Raw genomic sequence first — 15,109 nt, forward strand, 5'->3', positions numbered from 1 at the left:
GGAAGATCGGGAGGGCAAGATAAAAGTACTGGCGCCTAATTGCGCCTAAGTCGTTGTCTGAACATCCAGGATTTGTCGGCAGCCTTAACAGCGTTGTCGCCAAAGAGGCAGCAGCGCCTTGGCGCGATTGACGAAACACGTCTGCGTCTTGCGGCCAGGCGGGAGAGCACGCACATGCTCCGGCGCGAAGGCGGAGAGCGGCGATGTCGGACAACGACGATGAATTCAGGGTCAGGCTCGGACGGATCGGTAACCGCCGCGGCCGCAAGGCCGTCGGCTATATCAAACGCGTGCGCAAGATCGCGGCGAAAGCTGGCGCAGGAAGGCCACGCCGTAGCGCGGCTTTCATCGGTTCGCGGATTGGCCGCGGTCATGCCCAGGGAACGGTCTCCGCGAGCCGACGTCCGGCCGGTGCGCGCCGCGTGGTCATCAAGGCGCGCATTGTCCGCATCAAGGTGGGCGACAATGGTGCCGTCAGAGCGCATCTGCGCTACGTCCAACGAGACGGCGTCACCCGTGAAGGCGATCCTGGCGAGTTGTATGACGCCCGGAGCAATCGAGCCGATGGCAAGGCATTCGCAGAGCGGGGAGAGCAAGACCGCCACCAGTTCCGGTTCATCGTCGCCCCGGAAGACAGCAATGAGCTTGCCGATCTCAAGCCGTTCGTGCGCGACCTGATGCGGCAGATGGAGGCCGACCTCGGCACCCGGCTTGATTGGGTGGCGGCGGATCACTTCAACACCGGTCATCCGCACAGCCACATTGTGATGCGCGGCAAGGACGACCAGGGCAAGGATCTTGTAATCGCTTGCGATTACATCGCCCATGGCATCCGCGCGCGGGCCAGCGAGCTCATCACCCGCGAGTTGGGACCTGAGAGCGAGCTGGAGGCAATACGCAAGCTTGAAAACGAAGTCGGCGCCGAGCGGTTCACGCGGCTCGATCGTGCCATCCTGCGGGACGCGGCTGAGGGTGCCTTGAGGCTTGCCGCCAAACCTGAGCGCCATCCGGCGCGGCACGCAATGCGTATGGGACGGCTGCGCGCGCTGGAGCAAATGGGCTTAGCTGAGGAGACCGCGCCCGGCGTGTGGCGGATCGTGCCGGAGATGGAGCCGGCGTTGCGGCGGATGGGCGAGCGCGGCGACATCATCAAGATGATGCATAGCGATCTGACCGCCGCCGGAATCCAACGTGCGGCCGGTGAGCATGTGATCTTCGATGGCCATTCCGGCGCCGAGCGGGTGATCGGGCGGCTGGTCGCGGAAGGGGTCTCCGACGACTTGCACGACCGCCGATACGTGATCGTAGACGGGATCGATGGGCGAACCCACTACGTCGACCTCGGCGTCCGGCAGGCTACCGACGAACCCCTCGTCCGAAATACTATCGTCGAGGTTCGCGCACGCGACGTCAGCCCGCGCGACGTCGACCGGACCGTCGCCGACGTCGCTGGCCGCAACCATGGCGTCTACAGCGCCGATCTGCATCGGGAGTTCGATCCGAAGGCCTCCGGGGAGTACATTCAGGCGCATGTCCGCCGGCTGGAAGCCATGCGACGGCAAGACCTAGTCGAGCGCTCAAGTAGCGGCGACTGGTCTGTTGGTGCGGATCATCTTGAACGGGCAGCTCAGTTCGAGGCCGCGCAGCGGTCGCGCAATCCGGCGCGGATCACGGTGCTATCCTGGCAGAGCCTCGACGAATTGCCCGGCGCGTCCGGCGCGACCTGGCTCGACAAACAACTCGTTGCCAGATCGCCGGAGATGATCGCATCGACGGGGCTGGGATCGGAATTCGAGGGCGCCCTTCGTTTGCGGCGCCAGTGGTTGCTGGGGCAAGGCCTTGCGCGCGAGCAGGGCGGACGGATCGCTTACGCGCGCAATCTTCTTCAAACGCTGGAGCGGCGGGAACTAGCCGAGGTCGGCGCGCGCGTCACGCGCGAGACCGGCCTTGATTACGCCGAGATCAAACCGGGCGACCGGATCACAGGCGCCTATCGTCGCATGCTGACGCTTAGCAGCGGCCGCTTCGCCCTGATCGAGCGCGCGCGCGACTTCAGCCTTGTACCGTGGCGTCCAGTGCTTGAGCGGGCCAAGGGGCAGGCGATCACCGGTGTCGTCGGCGGCGAGGGGATTTCCTGGTCGATCGGAACCAAGCGCGGCCTTGCGCGCTGACAACGGATCTCGCACAGCAGCAGTGTCAGTCTTGCTCCGCTACCTTTCGATCAATATCTTGGCGCGCCCCGTGGTTCCGATCCGGTCACTCAGCCACGTCTCATAGCCCCATAGCCCGACCACCGGTTTGTTCAGGTAGACGAACAATTCGCCATCCCGCTTGGGCGTCAGCCCTTCGCCGAGGGTCTCTGGCTTATCGGGGACGGCAAAGTCCTTCTCGTCCGGGAGTAGACTGTCGCTCTGCCTTGGCGGAGCACGGTCAAGGAAGTCCTCCTCATTGCCCTTCGAGCCGATCCGCAGAACGATGTTGCCCCATGGGCGGTCAAAGCTCCTGCGAAATGGGAACAACAACGTCATGATGGCGGACTTCCACCCGGACAGATGGGATACCGGCTGGCCTCCCATGTAAGAATCCTCGCCAAAGAATGTCCATTTGCCTGAAGTCGGATCGGTCTCAACCTCGGGAAGGCGCGCGAAAACGATGCGATATCGAACACCGGTCTCCAGAAATACGCCGGTCGACACACAAAGATTATTCGGTTTGTTGGCGGCGTCGTCAGAAGTATCGAAGACCAACTCGGCCTGCCGCTTACCGCCGACACTCTTGAACCCGTTATGGTTGGCATTGAGCCCCCGAGTTTCGGGGCAGAAGCTCCCAAACGAGTCACGTATCGAGAACAGATAATGGCTACCGAACGCAAGCGCCAAGTACAGCATGCCGAGCGCGGACGCGGCAGGCGCAATGTAGTATTTGAAGCCTCGCAGGAGGAATTGATAGATCGCCGATTGCCTGAGTTTTCGGACAAGTGCCCCAGGCAAGAAATAGAAAATGAGAAACGCGCTTAGAACGAAGCGGACCGGCTCCGCCGTATAGGCGAGTAGAATGTCGTTCCAAGTCCCGGGCAGCACCAACCAGCCGAGGCCGGATATGCTGCCAAGCATCGGGTAGAACAGCACATAGGCAATGGCACCAACAAACAGAATGCTCTGAAAGGGTGAGGCAACCCACGGCATCTTCGGCTCGGGCGGCGCGTTCGTCGCCGGTAGATACTCACTCCACAACAGCCTCATCCGATCATTGATCGACTGCCCGAGACGGACGCCGATCCAGATCAGGAAGGCTACGAGACCCGCCCAGATCAGGAACCATGCCGGGTCGCGGGCATAGGCGTCAATCCAGCGGGAGGCGAGTCCTGGGAGCACCGAGCCGACCAGGCGGATAGTATCGGAAACCATCCGAAGCGGAGTCCGAAGTTCCTGAAAGACATAGCTGTCTCTCAGGAGCGGATAGAGCAGAAGATAACCCGTCACGAAAACGGTCAAGAAATAGATCGCCCGCTTTCGCCAGACGATGTCCCAGATCGCTTCCTGGGCGGCATGTCGGGCGCTCGCCTGCTCGCCTTCCGCGATCGTTTTGGAATTGGGCTCGATCGTTGAGATGACGTTGGAGATCGCCGGCCCTGCTGCCGAGTAAGTCACCGCGGCGTCGGTTGACTTGACGACCTCATAGTCCTTTGGAAATCCGACCGGCGCATAGAAATGCGCGCCCATCCTTATTCGGCCAAAAACCGCGTCATGGATCTTGGGCAGGCGGCGCGGGTGATGTTTGCCATCCTTGTCGAGTGTAACCGGCATCGCCTCGTAAAAGTCGGTGATCTTTCGTGGGCTGTATCGGTAATAGCCACCAAGGCCGCTTCTCGAATCGTAGAGCCGTCCATCCTTGTCCTTTGCCGAATCCGTGCTCAGCAACGCGTCGGGTTCATCGTCCGGCATATCCTTGAAGACAAGACCGGCTTCTTTCGCCTCCGCCATCATCCAGGCAAGCGAGACATTGGCCAGCGAGTCGTCAGGGTATCCACCGCCGACATTCGAGTGCACGCCGGCAAACCACACCTGCAGCAGCTGTTCGTCGCTGGTCGAGCGGCTCGTACCGCTCGGCTCGGTGTTTGTCTCGTTCTCATTCCAAAGAACCGGATGAAAGGTTGCGCGTTCGTCGTCGATTGCAAGTGCGTGCCGCGCCTTCACGATCTTCTTGTTAAATTCCTGATTCGGTAGTTCGAGCGGCCAGATCCATTCACTGACGCCGCGCGTCATCTCGTCAATCGGCAAGCCGTAGGCGGCAACTGTGTCCCAGACGCCCACAAACTCAATACTGTCGATCGGCCGCTCGCATGACACGTAGAACAGCTTGTCGAGCCAGAAGCGCGCGAGCCGAAACGGATATTGCAAATTCCAGACTGGATACTTGTCGTGTCGGTAGGCGCGATAGGCCGCGCGTGCCTTCTTATCGAGTTCGGTTTCATTGGCGAACTTGACAAGCCCCTGGTTCAAGACAAGACCCACGACGATGCGGATGGTGAAAGCGCCGCGGCTAAATCCGAAGGCGTAGATATTGTCACCAGGCCGGTAGTTGCGGCAGAGGAATTTATAGAGGTTCAGCACGTTGCGTTTCAGGCCGTAGCCGAACGCACCGCCCAGGATGGCGAGCGGCTTGAAGGACGATGTCCCGACGCCATCGTCGTAGATCGCGATTTGGTTCGGACCTTTCAGCTCCAGCGCCTGAAACACCCGCCATACGTTGGTGCGCCATACCTTGCCTGCGGAGTTCCCAGTGCCATCCGAAAGCAGAATAATCTTTTTGGCCATCGGCTCCTCCAAACGAAACGGCTACAATTGACAATTCAGTCGGGCGCAAAGCGCCGGCTCAAATCGACTTGCCTAAGAAAAACGACAGCGCGTTCAGTCCGCCTAGTAGGGCGACCTGACCGATCGCGGCAGTGACGGATGCGATCTTGATGGCGGTGAGGATACTCAGCAGGCGGAAAGATTCCGCAGTGAGGGGAACAAAAGACTTGAAAATGGCTGCGATAGTGGAGTCTTCCAAGATGTCGGTGGCCATGTAGCAAACTGGCAAGATCCACCAGATCCAAATCGGGAGGCCCGAGAGCAATGCCAGTCGCTCCGCCAATGCGAGCGAGGCAAATCCGAGAAAAAGCCCAAGGCAAATAAGGAAAAGTATGTCGAGGGGAAACAGGACGGGAACGACGTATCCGCTGATAGCTTCGGTCTGCGTTTTGTCAGTGAGCCACCGACGAAGGGAAGCCTCGCTGAGTACCTCGCTTTGCGAGGGAATGTCCTTCAAATGCTCCAGAAAGCGTGCCTCGACGTCTTTGCCGTACCGCGGCGCTACAACAAACTTGAGCGCGAGCGTCAATATGAACGTCAGTACAAACAGAACGACGATCTTCGCCATGAAAATTCCTGGCTCAACAGTCTTGATTAGAAATGTTTCGGCTTGTTGCGCAACTGCCTAGCCTCGCTTCTTCGGCGCGCTTGGCACATGCGTATCGGCCCCAATAGGGCTGATGTTTGCACGCTTGCAGGTTGTTTGACTATGCTAATACTCGCCGTTGCCAAAACTTTCTGTGGGCATTTTCTTCGCTGGGTTAAGGTTGCCCTGTCACTCATCGGTTGTACCGCGAGGGTCTCGGCGATCTTTTTTAGTCCAGGCTTCGCCCTAGTCCGTTGGCGGCCGGGAAAAAGCGCGCAGGCAATTGGTCACCGGCAGCGTCGGCGGGGAGGGCATATCTTGATCGGATCGGTATTAAGCGCGGTATCGGACGCTAGACGCGGGGGCTTGCTGGAGCCAATTCATTTTTCGGTAAGGCTCTTTTTGTTCTTATAAGAGATTGAAAATACTAATGGTTATACTATTTTAGCGATTTTAGTATAACTTCCTTGCTCCCTAAGTTCCGGTAGCTATACTATTTCCGCGAAAATAGTATAGCAGGAGGCCTGCTATGGCGGCGAACCAACGCCTCGATATCACCTACCAGACCCTCTACTCCGAATTGGTCCAGCGTGGCCTCGACGAGAGCTTCACCTCCGAGTTCTCCTCGAACGGCAGATTCGTGGCCGTGGAGGTCAAGGGCAAGAAGTATTGGTACTTCGACACGCCCAAGCCAGAAGGCGGCGCCCAGGATCGCCGCTACGTCGGTCCGGTGGACGATCCCGAAATCACCAAGAGAGTCGAGGCGTTCAAGGATCTGAAGGCAGATCTGAAAGGACGTCGCCGTCTCGTCTCCACCTTGACGCGCGAGGCCTATCTGCCTCGTCCCCTGCAGGTGACTGGCCAAGTGGTGGAGCAACTGGCGAAGGCCGGGTTCTTTCGCTTGCGGGGAGTGCTCGTCGGCACCGTTGCCTACCAGTGTTACTCCGCCGTACTCGGTACACGCCTTGACGCGGTTGCCATGCAGACAGGCGACGCCGACTTTGCGCAATTCCACGAAATCTCGGTGGCCATCGGGGACTCCATCCCGCCCATCCTCGAGGTGCTTCGACAGGTCGATCCCACCTTTCGCGAGGTTCCTAGCCAAAGCGACGGACGGGTTTCCACCCAGTTCGTCTCGAGGGACAACTTCAAAGTGGAATTCCTCACGCCGAACCAGTGGTCTGACGATCAAGCGGGGAAGCCAGTCCCAATGCCCGCGTTGGGCGGGGCAGCGGCGTTCCCGCTGCGCTTCCTCGACTTCCTGATCTACCAGCCGATACGCGCGGTCCTCTTGCATGGTCCGGGCGTGCCGGTCCTCATCCCATCACCGGAACGGTACGCCATCCACAAGCTCATTATCGGATCGCGCCGGAAGGAGGATCGCGACGCGGCCGCAAAAAGCTCGAAGGACCGGCTTCAGGCCAGATCCATCATCGAGGCAATGATCGCGAACCGGCAGCACGCCGATCTGGCTTCCGCGTTTACGGAAGCATGGGATCGCGGCGATCATTGGAGGGCTGCGATCCGCCAGAGTATCGCGACCTATGACGACGACTTCCAAGCCTCCTTGCGAGCAGAGCTCTCAAAGGGCGTGACCGAACTCGGCTCGGATCCCAAGAACTACGACCTCGCAGAGGAGCCCGCCAAAGAGCAAACCTCCAAGCCCGGTCCCAAATAGCCAGAACTCCGGCCGCGGCTTCCTGGGGTAGATATCAAAACGCGACAAACTGTGGGTTAGTCCTCAGTTCATTCTTACGAGATCATCATGATCGGCAGCCGCGGCGTGCATCCTGGCTGGCCAGGTTATGGCAGTGATGTTGCGCATAACTTCTATGCGTCTACCGACTCGGTCTGGGTAACGTGGCCTGCCGTCTTGCTGCGATCAGGTTTCGCCCGAAGACTGATCAAATTTGAGCGGGCAGTTCACCTTTTATTGAGGTGTCGGATCACTTGCGCTGAAGCTTGACGCTGTTCCTTCTCGCCGCACAACGCGTGATCGGCATTGCTCTTTCTTCCAAGTCCGAATTTTTATTTCGATTGAACGAAGAGCGCGTTCGCCCTTTTCATCGTGCCGTTCACTTGGTGGGTGAATGGGGCGATCCGAATGTTTCCAGCGAAAATCTATGTCGGTCAGATCACCGTCGTGTTCGGCATCGTCGTCGTGTCAATTTGGGGCGCGACCCAATGGACCGCCGCAGCCCTCGGATTTCAGGAGCGGCTGGGTGCCCCGTGGTTCTTGATTGCCGGTTATCCCGTCTATCTGCCCTGGCGATTGTTCGAATGGTGGTTCGCCTACGAGGCTTACGCGCCTGAGATTTTTGAAAAGGGCGGCGCCATAGCTGCGACTGGCGGGGTCACAGGCGCGCTGTTTGCGATCATCAACTCGGTTTGGCGGGCGCGCCAGAATCTCCTCGTGACAACCTACGGATCGGCGCGCTGGGCAAACTCCAGGGAGATCAAGGCTGCTGGTCTCTTCGCCGCAAAGGGCGTCTTTCTTGGTCGGCTCGATAACAACTATCTGCGCCATGACGGGCCGGAACACGTGATGTGCTTTGCACCAACGCGCTCAGGCAAGGGCGTGGGGCTTGTGCTGCCGACGCTGTTGTCCTGGACCTCGTCCGCGGTCGTGCATGACATCAAGGGCGAGAACTGGGAGCTCACCGCAGGCTGGCGCTCCAGCTTCTCGCATTGCCTGTTGTTTAATCCGACTGATCCAAGAAGCGCACGCTACAATCCACTGCTCGAGGTCCGCAAAGGCGCGGCCGAGGTCCGCGATGTCCAGAACATTGCCGATATCCTCGTCGACCCGGAGGGAGCACTCGAACGCCGCACCCATTGGGAGAAGACCAGCCATTCGCTGCTTGTCGGCGTCATCCTCCACGTCCTCTATGCCGAAGAGCGAAAGACGCTCACCCGGGTCACCGAGATCTTGGCCGATCCCGCGCAGTCCTTTGAGAAAACGCTGCGGATCATGCTGGCCACGAACCATCTTGGGACGGAGGCCGAGCCGAAAGTTCATCCCGTGGTCGCCGCGACGGCGCGGGAGCTGCTGAACAAATCCGAGAACGAGCGCTCGGGCGTCCTCTCGACGGCTGTCAGCTTCCTAGGGCTTTACCGCGATCCCATCGTCAGCCGAAATACCGAAAGCTGCGATTGGCGAATTGCTGATCTGGTCAGTGCCAGCAAGCCGGTCACGCTCTATCTCGTCGTACCTCCGTCGGACATCAGTCGGACCAAGCCGCTGATCCGGCTGATCCTCAACCAGATCGGCCGCCGATTGACCGAAACGCTGAACACGGGCAACCGCCAGCGCCAGCTCCTGATGATGCTGGATGAGTTTCCAGCGCTCGGCCGGCTCGACTTCTTCGAAAGCGCGCTCGCCTTCATGGCCGGTTATGGCATCCGGGCGTATTTGATCGCCCAGTCGCTCAATCAAATCGCAAAAGCCTACGGCGAGAACAACGCGATCCTGGACAATTGCCATGTCCGCATTGCCTTTGCCGCAAATGACGAGCGGACGGCAAAGCGAATTTCGGATGCACTGGGCACCGCGACCGAATTGCGTGCGCAACGCAACTACGCCGGCCACCGGCTTGCCCCCTGGCTTGGCCACGTCATGGTTAGCCGCCAGGAAACTGCCCGGCCGCTCCTTACTCCTGGCGAGGTGATGCAATTGCCGCCGGACCAGGCAATCGTCCTCGTCTCGGGCCTTGCACCGGTCCGGGCCTACAAGCTCCGGCATTATGAGGATGCAAACTTTGTAAGCCGCTTGCATCGACCGCCACGTCTTGGCAACGGACAATATGCCGACCGCCCGGTGGCACGCCCCGATGATTGGGGCGGCCAGGTCCGTCCCGTCGATCCTCGCCTCGCAACAACCCCGTACCGCGAGCTCATGCTGGCGGGCAGCGAGGAGAGTGGTCTCAAGCCGCAACTGTCCTTGTTTGAGGAAGCCATATCCCAAGCGAGCGAAGTGCGTCTCATCGAGGAGCGATTGCTCGACGATGACGCTGATGCGGCCACCGATCGCAGCCAGATGCAACGAGCGTCAGATGCGTCCAGCACCATCCGCCAGGCCCACGCCGTCACCCGCGATGATGACGATCTCCTCCCTTCATTCTGAAGAGTTCTCCTCATGAAGCCAAAACTGTCAGCCTATGTCTCCGATAGCGTGGCGCAGCGGCTTGAGCTTGCCGCCAGCCGCCCGGGAACGAACAAATCAGCTATCGTGGATGCCGCGCTGGATCGGTTCCTCAATCCCGAGCGAGACGCGAGCGGCGATGCAGCGTTGATCAGAAGGCTGGACCGGATGAGCCGGCAGCTCGAGCGAACCGATCGCGATCTCTCTGTCATGGCGGAGACCATCGCGCTCTTCATCCGCTACTACCTGACCATCACGCCACCGCTGCCTTCAGGAGATCAGGAGGCGGCGCGCGCACTGGGACGCGAGCGGTTCGAGATGTTTGTCGCCCAGGTTGGCAAGCGTGTCGCTTCTGGAGGCAGGCTCGTTGCGGATGTGATGGAGCGGGTCAGCACCTCAAATCCGGATCTCTTCATGCGGCACATCGAGGAGGGCGCCCCATTGGGCGCTTCCCAGGCGGCCGCATCCAAATCCCGGTCGCCGGATGCGACGGGCCAGCAGCCGGAGCCGTCTCCGGCGGGGCGGGAGGAGCTCGGCAATGTCTGATCTCCTCTCGCCCGAAACGCGCGAACGCCGCCGCGGCATGCTGCGAACCGCAATGGGATCGGCGATCGCACTCGCTTTGGAAGCAGCTGATGTCGTCGAGGTCTTGGTCAATCCGGATGGCAAGCTATGGCTTGATCGGCACGGAACAGGTCGGTCGGACACCGGTGTGGTTCTGACAGCGCAGGAAGCGGAACGGATCATTCGTTTGGTCGCAAGCCATGTCCGGGCGGAGGCCGGCGGGTCATCGCCAATCATCTCGGCAGAGCTTCCTGAGACGGGTGAGCGCTTCGAAGGTGTCCTGCCGCCGGTTTCGCTCGCGCCATGCTTTGCCATCCGCAAGCCAGCAACAACGACGTTTCGCCTGGCCGACTACGTCAGGGCGCAGATTGCCTCGCCGGTGCTGGCGAAGGTGCTGACGGCCGCGGTCACAGAAGGGCGCAGCATCTTGGTCGCCGGCGGAACCGGCTCGGGCAAGACGACTCTGGCCAATGCGCTTCTTGCGGAAATTGCCGGCCTTGAGGAGAGGGTGGTCATCATTGAAGACACCCGCGAGCTGCGTTGCGATGCCAGGGATGCAGTGACGCTGCGGACCAAGCCGGGCGTGGCGAGCCTTGCCGACCTCGTGCGCTCGACGCTCCGCTTGCGCCCCGACCGGATCATTGTCGGCGAGGTCAGAGGGGCCGAAGCCCTCGACATGCTGAAGGCCTGGAATACTGGTCACCCCGGCGGAATCGCTACGGTCCACGCTAACTCGGCTCGGGCCGCGCTCTACCGGATCGAGCAGTTGATCCAGGAAGCGGTTGCCACGGTGCCTCGCCGTCTCATCGCCGAGGCGATTGACCTGATCGTCTTCATCAAAGGGCGGGGTCCCGCACGCCGCATCGAGGCAGTCGCCGAACTCAAGGGCCTTGATCCGTCAGGCGACTACCTGCTCGAAACCCCGCCCGGACTTCCAAACACCGCTCATCGTCCCTGACCAACGGAGACTGCAAAATGCCCATTCGACTGCGTCTATACGTGCGTTCGCGCCTTCGCTGGTGTCCGGCACCGGGATCTCCTCTGGCTGAACTCGGTACGGCTGCCGTTTGCATGCTCTTCACGGCTTCAGCGGCCAATGCAGCGGGTTCGGGGATGCCGTGGGAAGCTCCACTCCAGCGCGTGCTCGAATCTGTGCAGGGGCCCGTCGCCAAGATCGTTGCCGTCATCATCATCACCGTGACCGGCATATCGCTCGCCTTCGGCGACACTTCAGGCGGCTTTCGGCGGATGGTCCAGGTCGTGTTCGGCCTCTCAATCGCCTTCGCCGCCAGTTCGTTCTTTCTTTCGTTCTTCTCGTTCGGTGGCGGGGCACTGATCTGATGCGGGGGGAAGGATTCGAACTCGTGCTTCATCGCTCGTTGACCGAGCCCATTTTGATCGGCGGCGCGCCGCGCGCCGCTGCCATCCTGATTGGTACGATTTCGGCCGTGCTGGCGCTTGGCTTGCGGCTTTGGCTGGCGGGCGCGGTGCTTTGGATCATCGGCCACAGCATAGCGGTCTGGCTCGCCAAACGTGACCCGGCCTTTGTCGAAGTCGCAATTCGCCACACCAAGCACAAGGGCTGGCTTACATGCTGAACTTGAGAGAATTCCGCAGCCACGCTTACCGTCTGGCTGATTGGCTGCCATGGGCATGTCTGGTCGCCCCGGGCGTGATCCTGAACAAGGATGGCAGCTTTCAGCGCACGATCCGCTACCGCGGTCCGGACCTCGATAGTGCAACCGAGGCCGAACTGATGAGCGTTGCTTCACGCGTCAACAACGTACTGAAGCGCTTCGGTTCGGGATGGGCTCTGTTCTTTGACGCAACGCGCATCCCGGCCTCCGAATATCCGCGCTCGCAGTTTGCGGACCCCGTATCCTGGTTGGTCGATGAGGAACGGCGCGCTGCTTTCGAGGGGGCTGCCGGTGTTGCCTGGGAGGATCCTTTGCGTCCTCGCGGACAGCATTTTGAGAGCGTACTGCATCTTACTTTGATGTATCTGCCGCCGGCCGAAGGGATCTCGCGGCTTGAAAGCATGTTCTTGGAACGCCCGAAGGGCGAAGGCGCGGCGGATAGAGACACACGCCGTTGTCGCCAACCTGTCGTTGATGTTGATCAACAGAAAGAGCAGCCAAACGATGACCATTGCGCCACTATGGAGGCCAGCCAAGAACCTCCTCGAGGCGAGCATGGCTATTGCGATCATCTCCAGCGGTTCATCCAGGAAACCGACCGGGCGATCGATCTATTGTCGTCGGTCTTGCCCGAAATCTCGCCCCTCAACGATGCGGAGACGCTGACCTATCTTCATAGCTGCATCTCGACCAAGCGGCATGCCGTCAACGTTCCAGAAATTCCGGCCTATCTCGACTGCTTCTTGAGCGACGAGCCGCTGACCGGGGGATTGTCGCCGGCAATCGGGCGCAGTCATCTTCGCGCGCTGACTGTCCTTGGTTTTCCGGCGGTCACCTTTCCGGGGTTGCTTGATGAGTTGAACCGGCTCGGCATTGCTTACCGCTGGGCAACGCGGTTTATTCCGCTCGATCGCACGCAGGCGAGCGCGACGCTGTCGCGTTACCGCCGGCAATGGTTTGCCAAGCGGAAGTCGCTTGCAGCGATCCTGAAGGAGGTCATGTTCAACGAGCAAGCGGCGCTGCTCGACACCGACGCCAGCAACAAGGCTCTTGATGCCGACGCCGCGCTTTCCGAGCTTGGCGATGATCTGGTCGCGTTCGGCTATGTCACCACGACCGTCACAGTGAGTGACGAGGACGCACGGCAAGCGGATGAGAAGATCCGCGCGGTGGAGCGCGTGATCAATAGCCGTGGTTTCACGGTCATCCGCGAAAGTATCAATGCGGTGGAGGCCTGGCTCGGCGGTCTACCCGGGCAAGCCTATGCCAATATCCGCCAGCCCATCGTTCACACGCTGAACCTGGCCCACATGTGTCCGCTGTCGGATGTATGGGCCGGGCCGGAGCGTTGCGAGCACTTCGACGGACCGCCGCTATTGATCGCCAAGACCAAGGGTGCGACCCCGTTTCGGCTGTCTCTCCACGCTGGGGACGTCGGGCATACCATCATTGTTGGTCCGACCGGGGCAGGCAAGTCCGTTCTCCTCTCGATGCTTGCCCTTCAATTCCGGCGCTATCCGAACGCGCAAGTGATTACGTTTGACAAGGGCCGTTCGGCACGCGCCACCACGCTCGCCTTGTCCGGGGCCTGGTACGAGCTCGGCGTCAAAGGCGGTATCGCCTTTCAGCCGCTAAAGGATGTCGCGGAGGAAGGGGCGCGCGTTTGGGCGCTCGACTGGCTTTGCGGCGTGCTCGCTCATGAGCGAGTTACCGTCACGCCAGAGGTCAAGGAAACGCTCTGGTCAGCGCTCAAGAGCCTCGGCTCGGCACCGGCGTCCCAGCGGACAATGACCGGTCTCGTGGCGCTGCTCGCCCGTGACGCATTGCGCAGGGCGTTCCAACCCTACACGCTCGAAGGACCTTACGGCCGCTTCCTGGATGCGGACGCCGACCGGCTTTCGGGTGCAGACGTTCTCACTTTCGAGATGGAAGAACTGATGGCGTTGCCGGGCTTGGTCGCGCCCGTTCTCACCTATCTGTTCCACACGCTTGAAGACCGCTTCGACGGCCGGCCTACCTTGCTGGTGCTTGATGAGGCATGGGTCTTTCTCGACGACCCGCTGTTCTCGAGCCGCATCCGCGAATGGCTGAAAACGCTGCGCAAGAAGAATGTGGCCGTCATTTTCGCCACCCAGTCACTTGCCGACGTCGCCGACAGCCAGATTGCGCCTGCAATTATCGAGTCCTGCCCCAGCAGGATATTCCTGCCGAACCCGCGTGCACTCGAGCCGACCCAGGCCGAGACCTATCGCCGGTTCGGTTTGAACGACACTCAGGTCCGCCTGATCGCCGAAGCCTTTCCCAAGCGCGACTACTATCTGCAGTCCCGCGCCGGTAACCGCCTTTTTGAGCTGGGCCTTGGACCGGTGGCGCTCGCACTTGTTGCGGCATCCACGCCTGATGATCAGCGCGCCATAGAAACGGTCTTGTCCCGTACCGGCCCACATCATTTTGCCGAGCGCTATCTCGCCGAACGAGGCCTGCACTGGGCAGCTAACCTGATCAGCACCTTTGAACAGGCTCGCAAAGCCTGAGCCCCATCTCAACCCTACGGAGCTATCCATGCTCGAAGCTATCTTCAGCACGCCAAATCGGCGCCGTACGTTAAGAGCGGCCGCGGCCATAGCGCTGTCGCTCGTCATTGCCGTCAATGGAGCCCGACGCCTTGAAGCGCAAGCCGTCGTATTCGATCCATCGAACTATAGCCAAAACCTCCTGACCGCTGCTCGATCGCTTGAACAGATCAACAACCAGGTCAGAAGCCTCGAAAACCAGGCGCGGTCGCTGCGCAATCAGGGCAAGAACCTTACGAGTCTTCCAACGAGTGTCGCCGGTCAACTCACATCCACAATCAATCAGATGAACGGCCTGATTACCCAGGCAAAGGGTATCTCATCTGACGTTCAGAAAACCCGGCAGGATTTTGAAGCGATTTATCCTCGCCAATACGCAGCAACCGTCTCGTCGGACAAGATGGTGCGGGCTGCGACGACGCGGTGGGACAATAGCTACGAGGGTTTGAAGCAGTCGCTCACGATTCAATCGGTCATTCTCGGCACTCAAGACCAGGACGGCCAGACGCTTCGAACGCTCATGGCGACTTCGTCCGGCGCGGTCGGTGCCCTTCAGGCGCAACAGTCGGGCAACGAACTGCTTGCCCTGCAAATCAAGCAGTCCTTGCAGACACAGGCGCTGATGGCAACCCAGGCGCGCGCAGACACGCTACGAGCGGCCGAGCAGCAGGCGTCAGCGACCGCCGCAAAGGAGCGGTTCATCCGCTTCATTGGCGACGGCCATGCTTACAGCGGCAGAAAATAGGTGAGGG

11 protein-coding genes are annotated in these 15,109 nt (G+C 60.4%); 9 read left to right on the forward strand and 2 right to left on the reverse strand.

Going from position 1 to position 15,109, the window contains the following annotated elements; genetic code table 11:
* The first annotated feature begins 203 nt into the window (after window positions 1-203).
* Window positions 204-2,171 carry a relaxase/mobilization nuclease RlxS gene (gene rlxS / locus V1277_RS27535; RefSeq protein WP_334419012.1) on the forward strand — a complete coding sequence of 656 codons (1,968 nt, stop codon included), beginning with the start codon at window positions 204-206 and terminating at the stop codon, window positions 2,169-2,171.
* A gap of 39 nt (window positions 2,172-2,210) precedes the next feature.
* Here rlxS and V1277_RS27540 read toward each other — a convergent pair whose 3' ends face one another.
* Together V1277_RS27540 and V1277_RS27545 are read right to left on the reverse strand one after the other, a co-directional pair.
* Window positions 2,211-4,829 carry a DUF2235 domain-containing protein gene (locus tag V1277_RS27540; protein ID WP_334419013.1) on the reverse strand — a complete coding sequence of 873 codons (2,619 nt, stop codon included), beginning with the start codon at window positions 4,827-4,829 and terminating at the stop codon, window positions 2,211-2,213.
* 46 nt (window positions 4,830-4,875) lie between these two features.
* On the reverse strand, window positions 4,876-5,424 hold the full coding sequence (locus V1277_RS27545) for a hypothetical protein (RefSeq protein WP_334419014.1): 549 nt from the start codon (window positions 5,422-5,424) through the stop codon (window positions 4,876-4,878).
* A gap of 547 nt (window positions 5,425-5,971) precedes the next feature.
* Between V1277_RS27545 and V1277_RS27550 the strand changes: the two genes are divergently transcribed.
* The 8 genes from V1277_RS27550 (at window position 5,972) to trbJ (ending at window position 15,102) form a co-directional block, all read left to right on the forward strand.
* Window positions 5,972-7,120: a nucleotidyltransferase family protein gene (locus V1277_RS27550; protein ID WP_334419015.1), complete on the forward strand. Its 1,149-nt coding sequence runs from the start codon at window positions 5,972-5,974 to the stop codon at window positions 7,118-7,120.
* 426 nt (window positions 7,121-7,546) lie between these two features.
* Window positions 7,547-9,565: a conjugal transfer protein TraG gene (locus V1277_RS27555; protein WP_334419016.1), complete on the forward strand. Its 2,019-nt coding sequence runs from the start codon at window positions 7,547-7,549 to the stop codon at window positions 9,563-9,565.
* 12 nt (window positions 9,566-9,577) lie between these two features.
* The gene (locus tag V1277_RS27560; protein WP_334419017.1) at window positions 9,578-10,129 is read left to right on the forward strand and encodes a CopG family transcriptional regulator; all 552 of its coding nucleotides are present in this window, start codon (window positions 9,578-9,580) and stop codon (window positions 10,127-10,129) included.
* Window positions 10,122-11,105 carry a P-type conjugative transfer ATPase TrbB gene (gene trbB, locus V1277_RS27565; RefSeq protein ID WP_334419018.1) on the forward strand — a complete coding sequence of 328 codons (984 nt, stop codon included), beginning with the start codon at window positions 10,122-10,124 and terminating at the stop codon, window positions 11,103-11,105. The genes V1277_RS27560 and trbB overlap by 8 nt, the downstream gene beginning before the upstream one ends.
* A 17-nt stretch (window positions 11,106-11,122) precedes the next feature.
* On the forward strand, window positions 11,123-11,488 hold the full coding sequence (locus V1277_RS27570; protein WP_442894522.1) for a TrbC/VirB2 family protein: 366 nt from the start codon (window positions 11,123-11,125) through the stop codon (window positions 11,486-11,488).
* On the forward strand, window positions 11,488-11,745 hold the full coding sequence (locus V1277_RS27575) for a VirB3 family type IV secretion system protein (protein ID WP_334419019.1): 258 nt from the start codon (window positions 11,488-11,490) through the stop codon (window positions 11,743-11,745). The genes V1277_RS27570 and V1277_RS27575 overlap by 1 nt, the downstream gene beginning before the upstream one ends.
* The gene (trbE, locus tag V1277_RS27580) at window positions 11,739-14,318 is read left to right on the forward strand and encodes a conjugal transfer protein TrbE (protein WP_334419020.1); all 2,580 of its coding nucleotides are present in this window, start codon (window positions 11,739-11,741) and stop codon (window positions 14,316-14,318) included. Before V1277_RS27575 ends, trbE begins: the two co-directional genes overlap by 7 nt.
* 28 nt (window positions 14,319-14,346) lie before the next feature.
* Window positions 14,347-15,102, forward strand: coding sequence for a P-type conjugative transfer protein TrbJ (gene trbJ, locus V1277_RS27585; RefSeq protein WP_334419021.1), 756 nt, complete (start codon window positions 14,347-14,349; stop codon window positions 15,100-15,102).
* Window positions 15,103-15,109 lie beyond the last annotated feature (7 nt).

The organism is Bradyrhizobium sp. AZCC 1588, assembly GCF_036924735.1.
Taxonomy (GTDB): domain Bacteria; phylum Pseudomonadota; class Alphaproteobacteria; order Rhizobiales; family Xanthobacteraceae; genus Bradyrhizobium.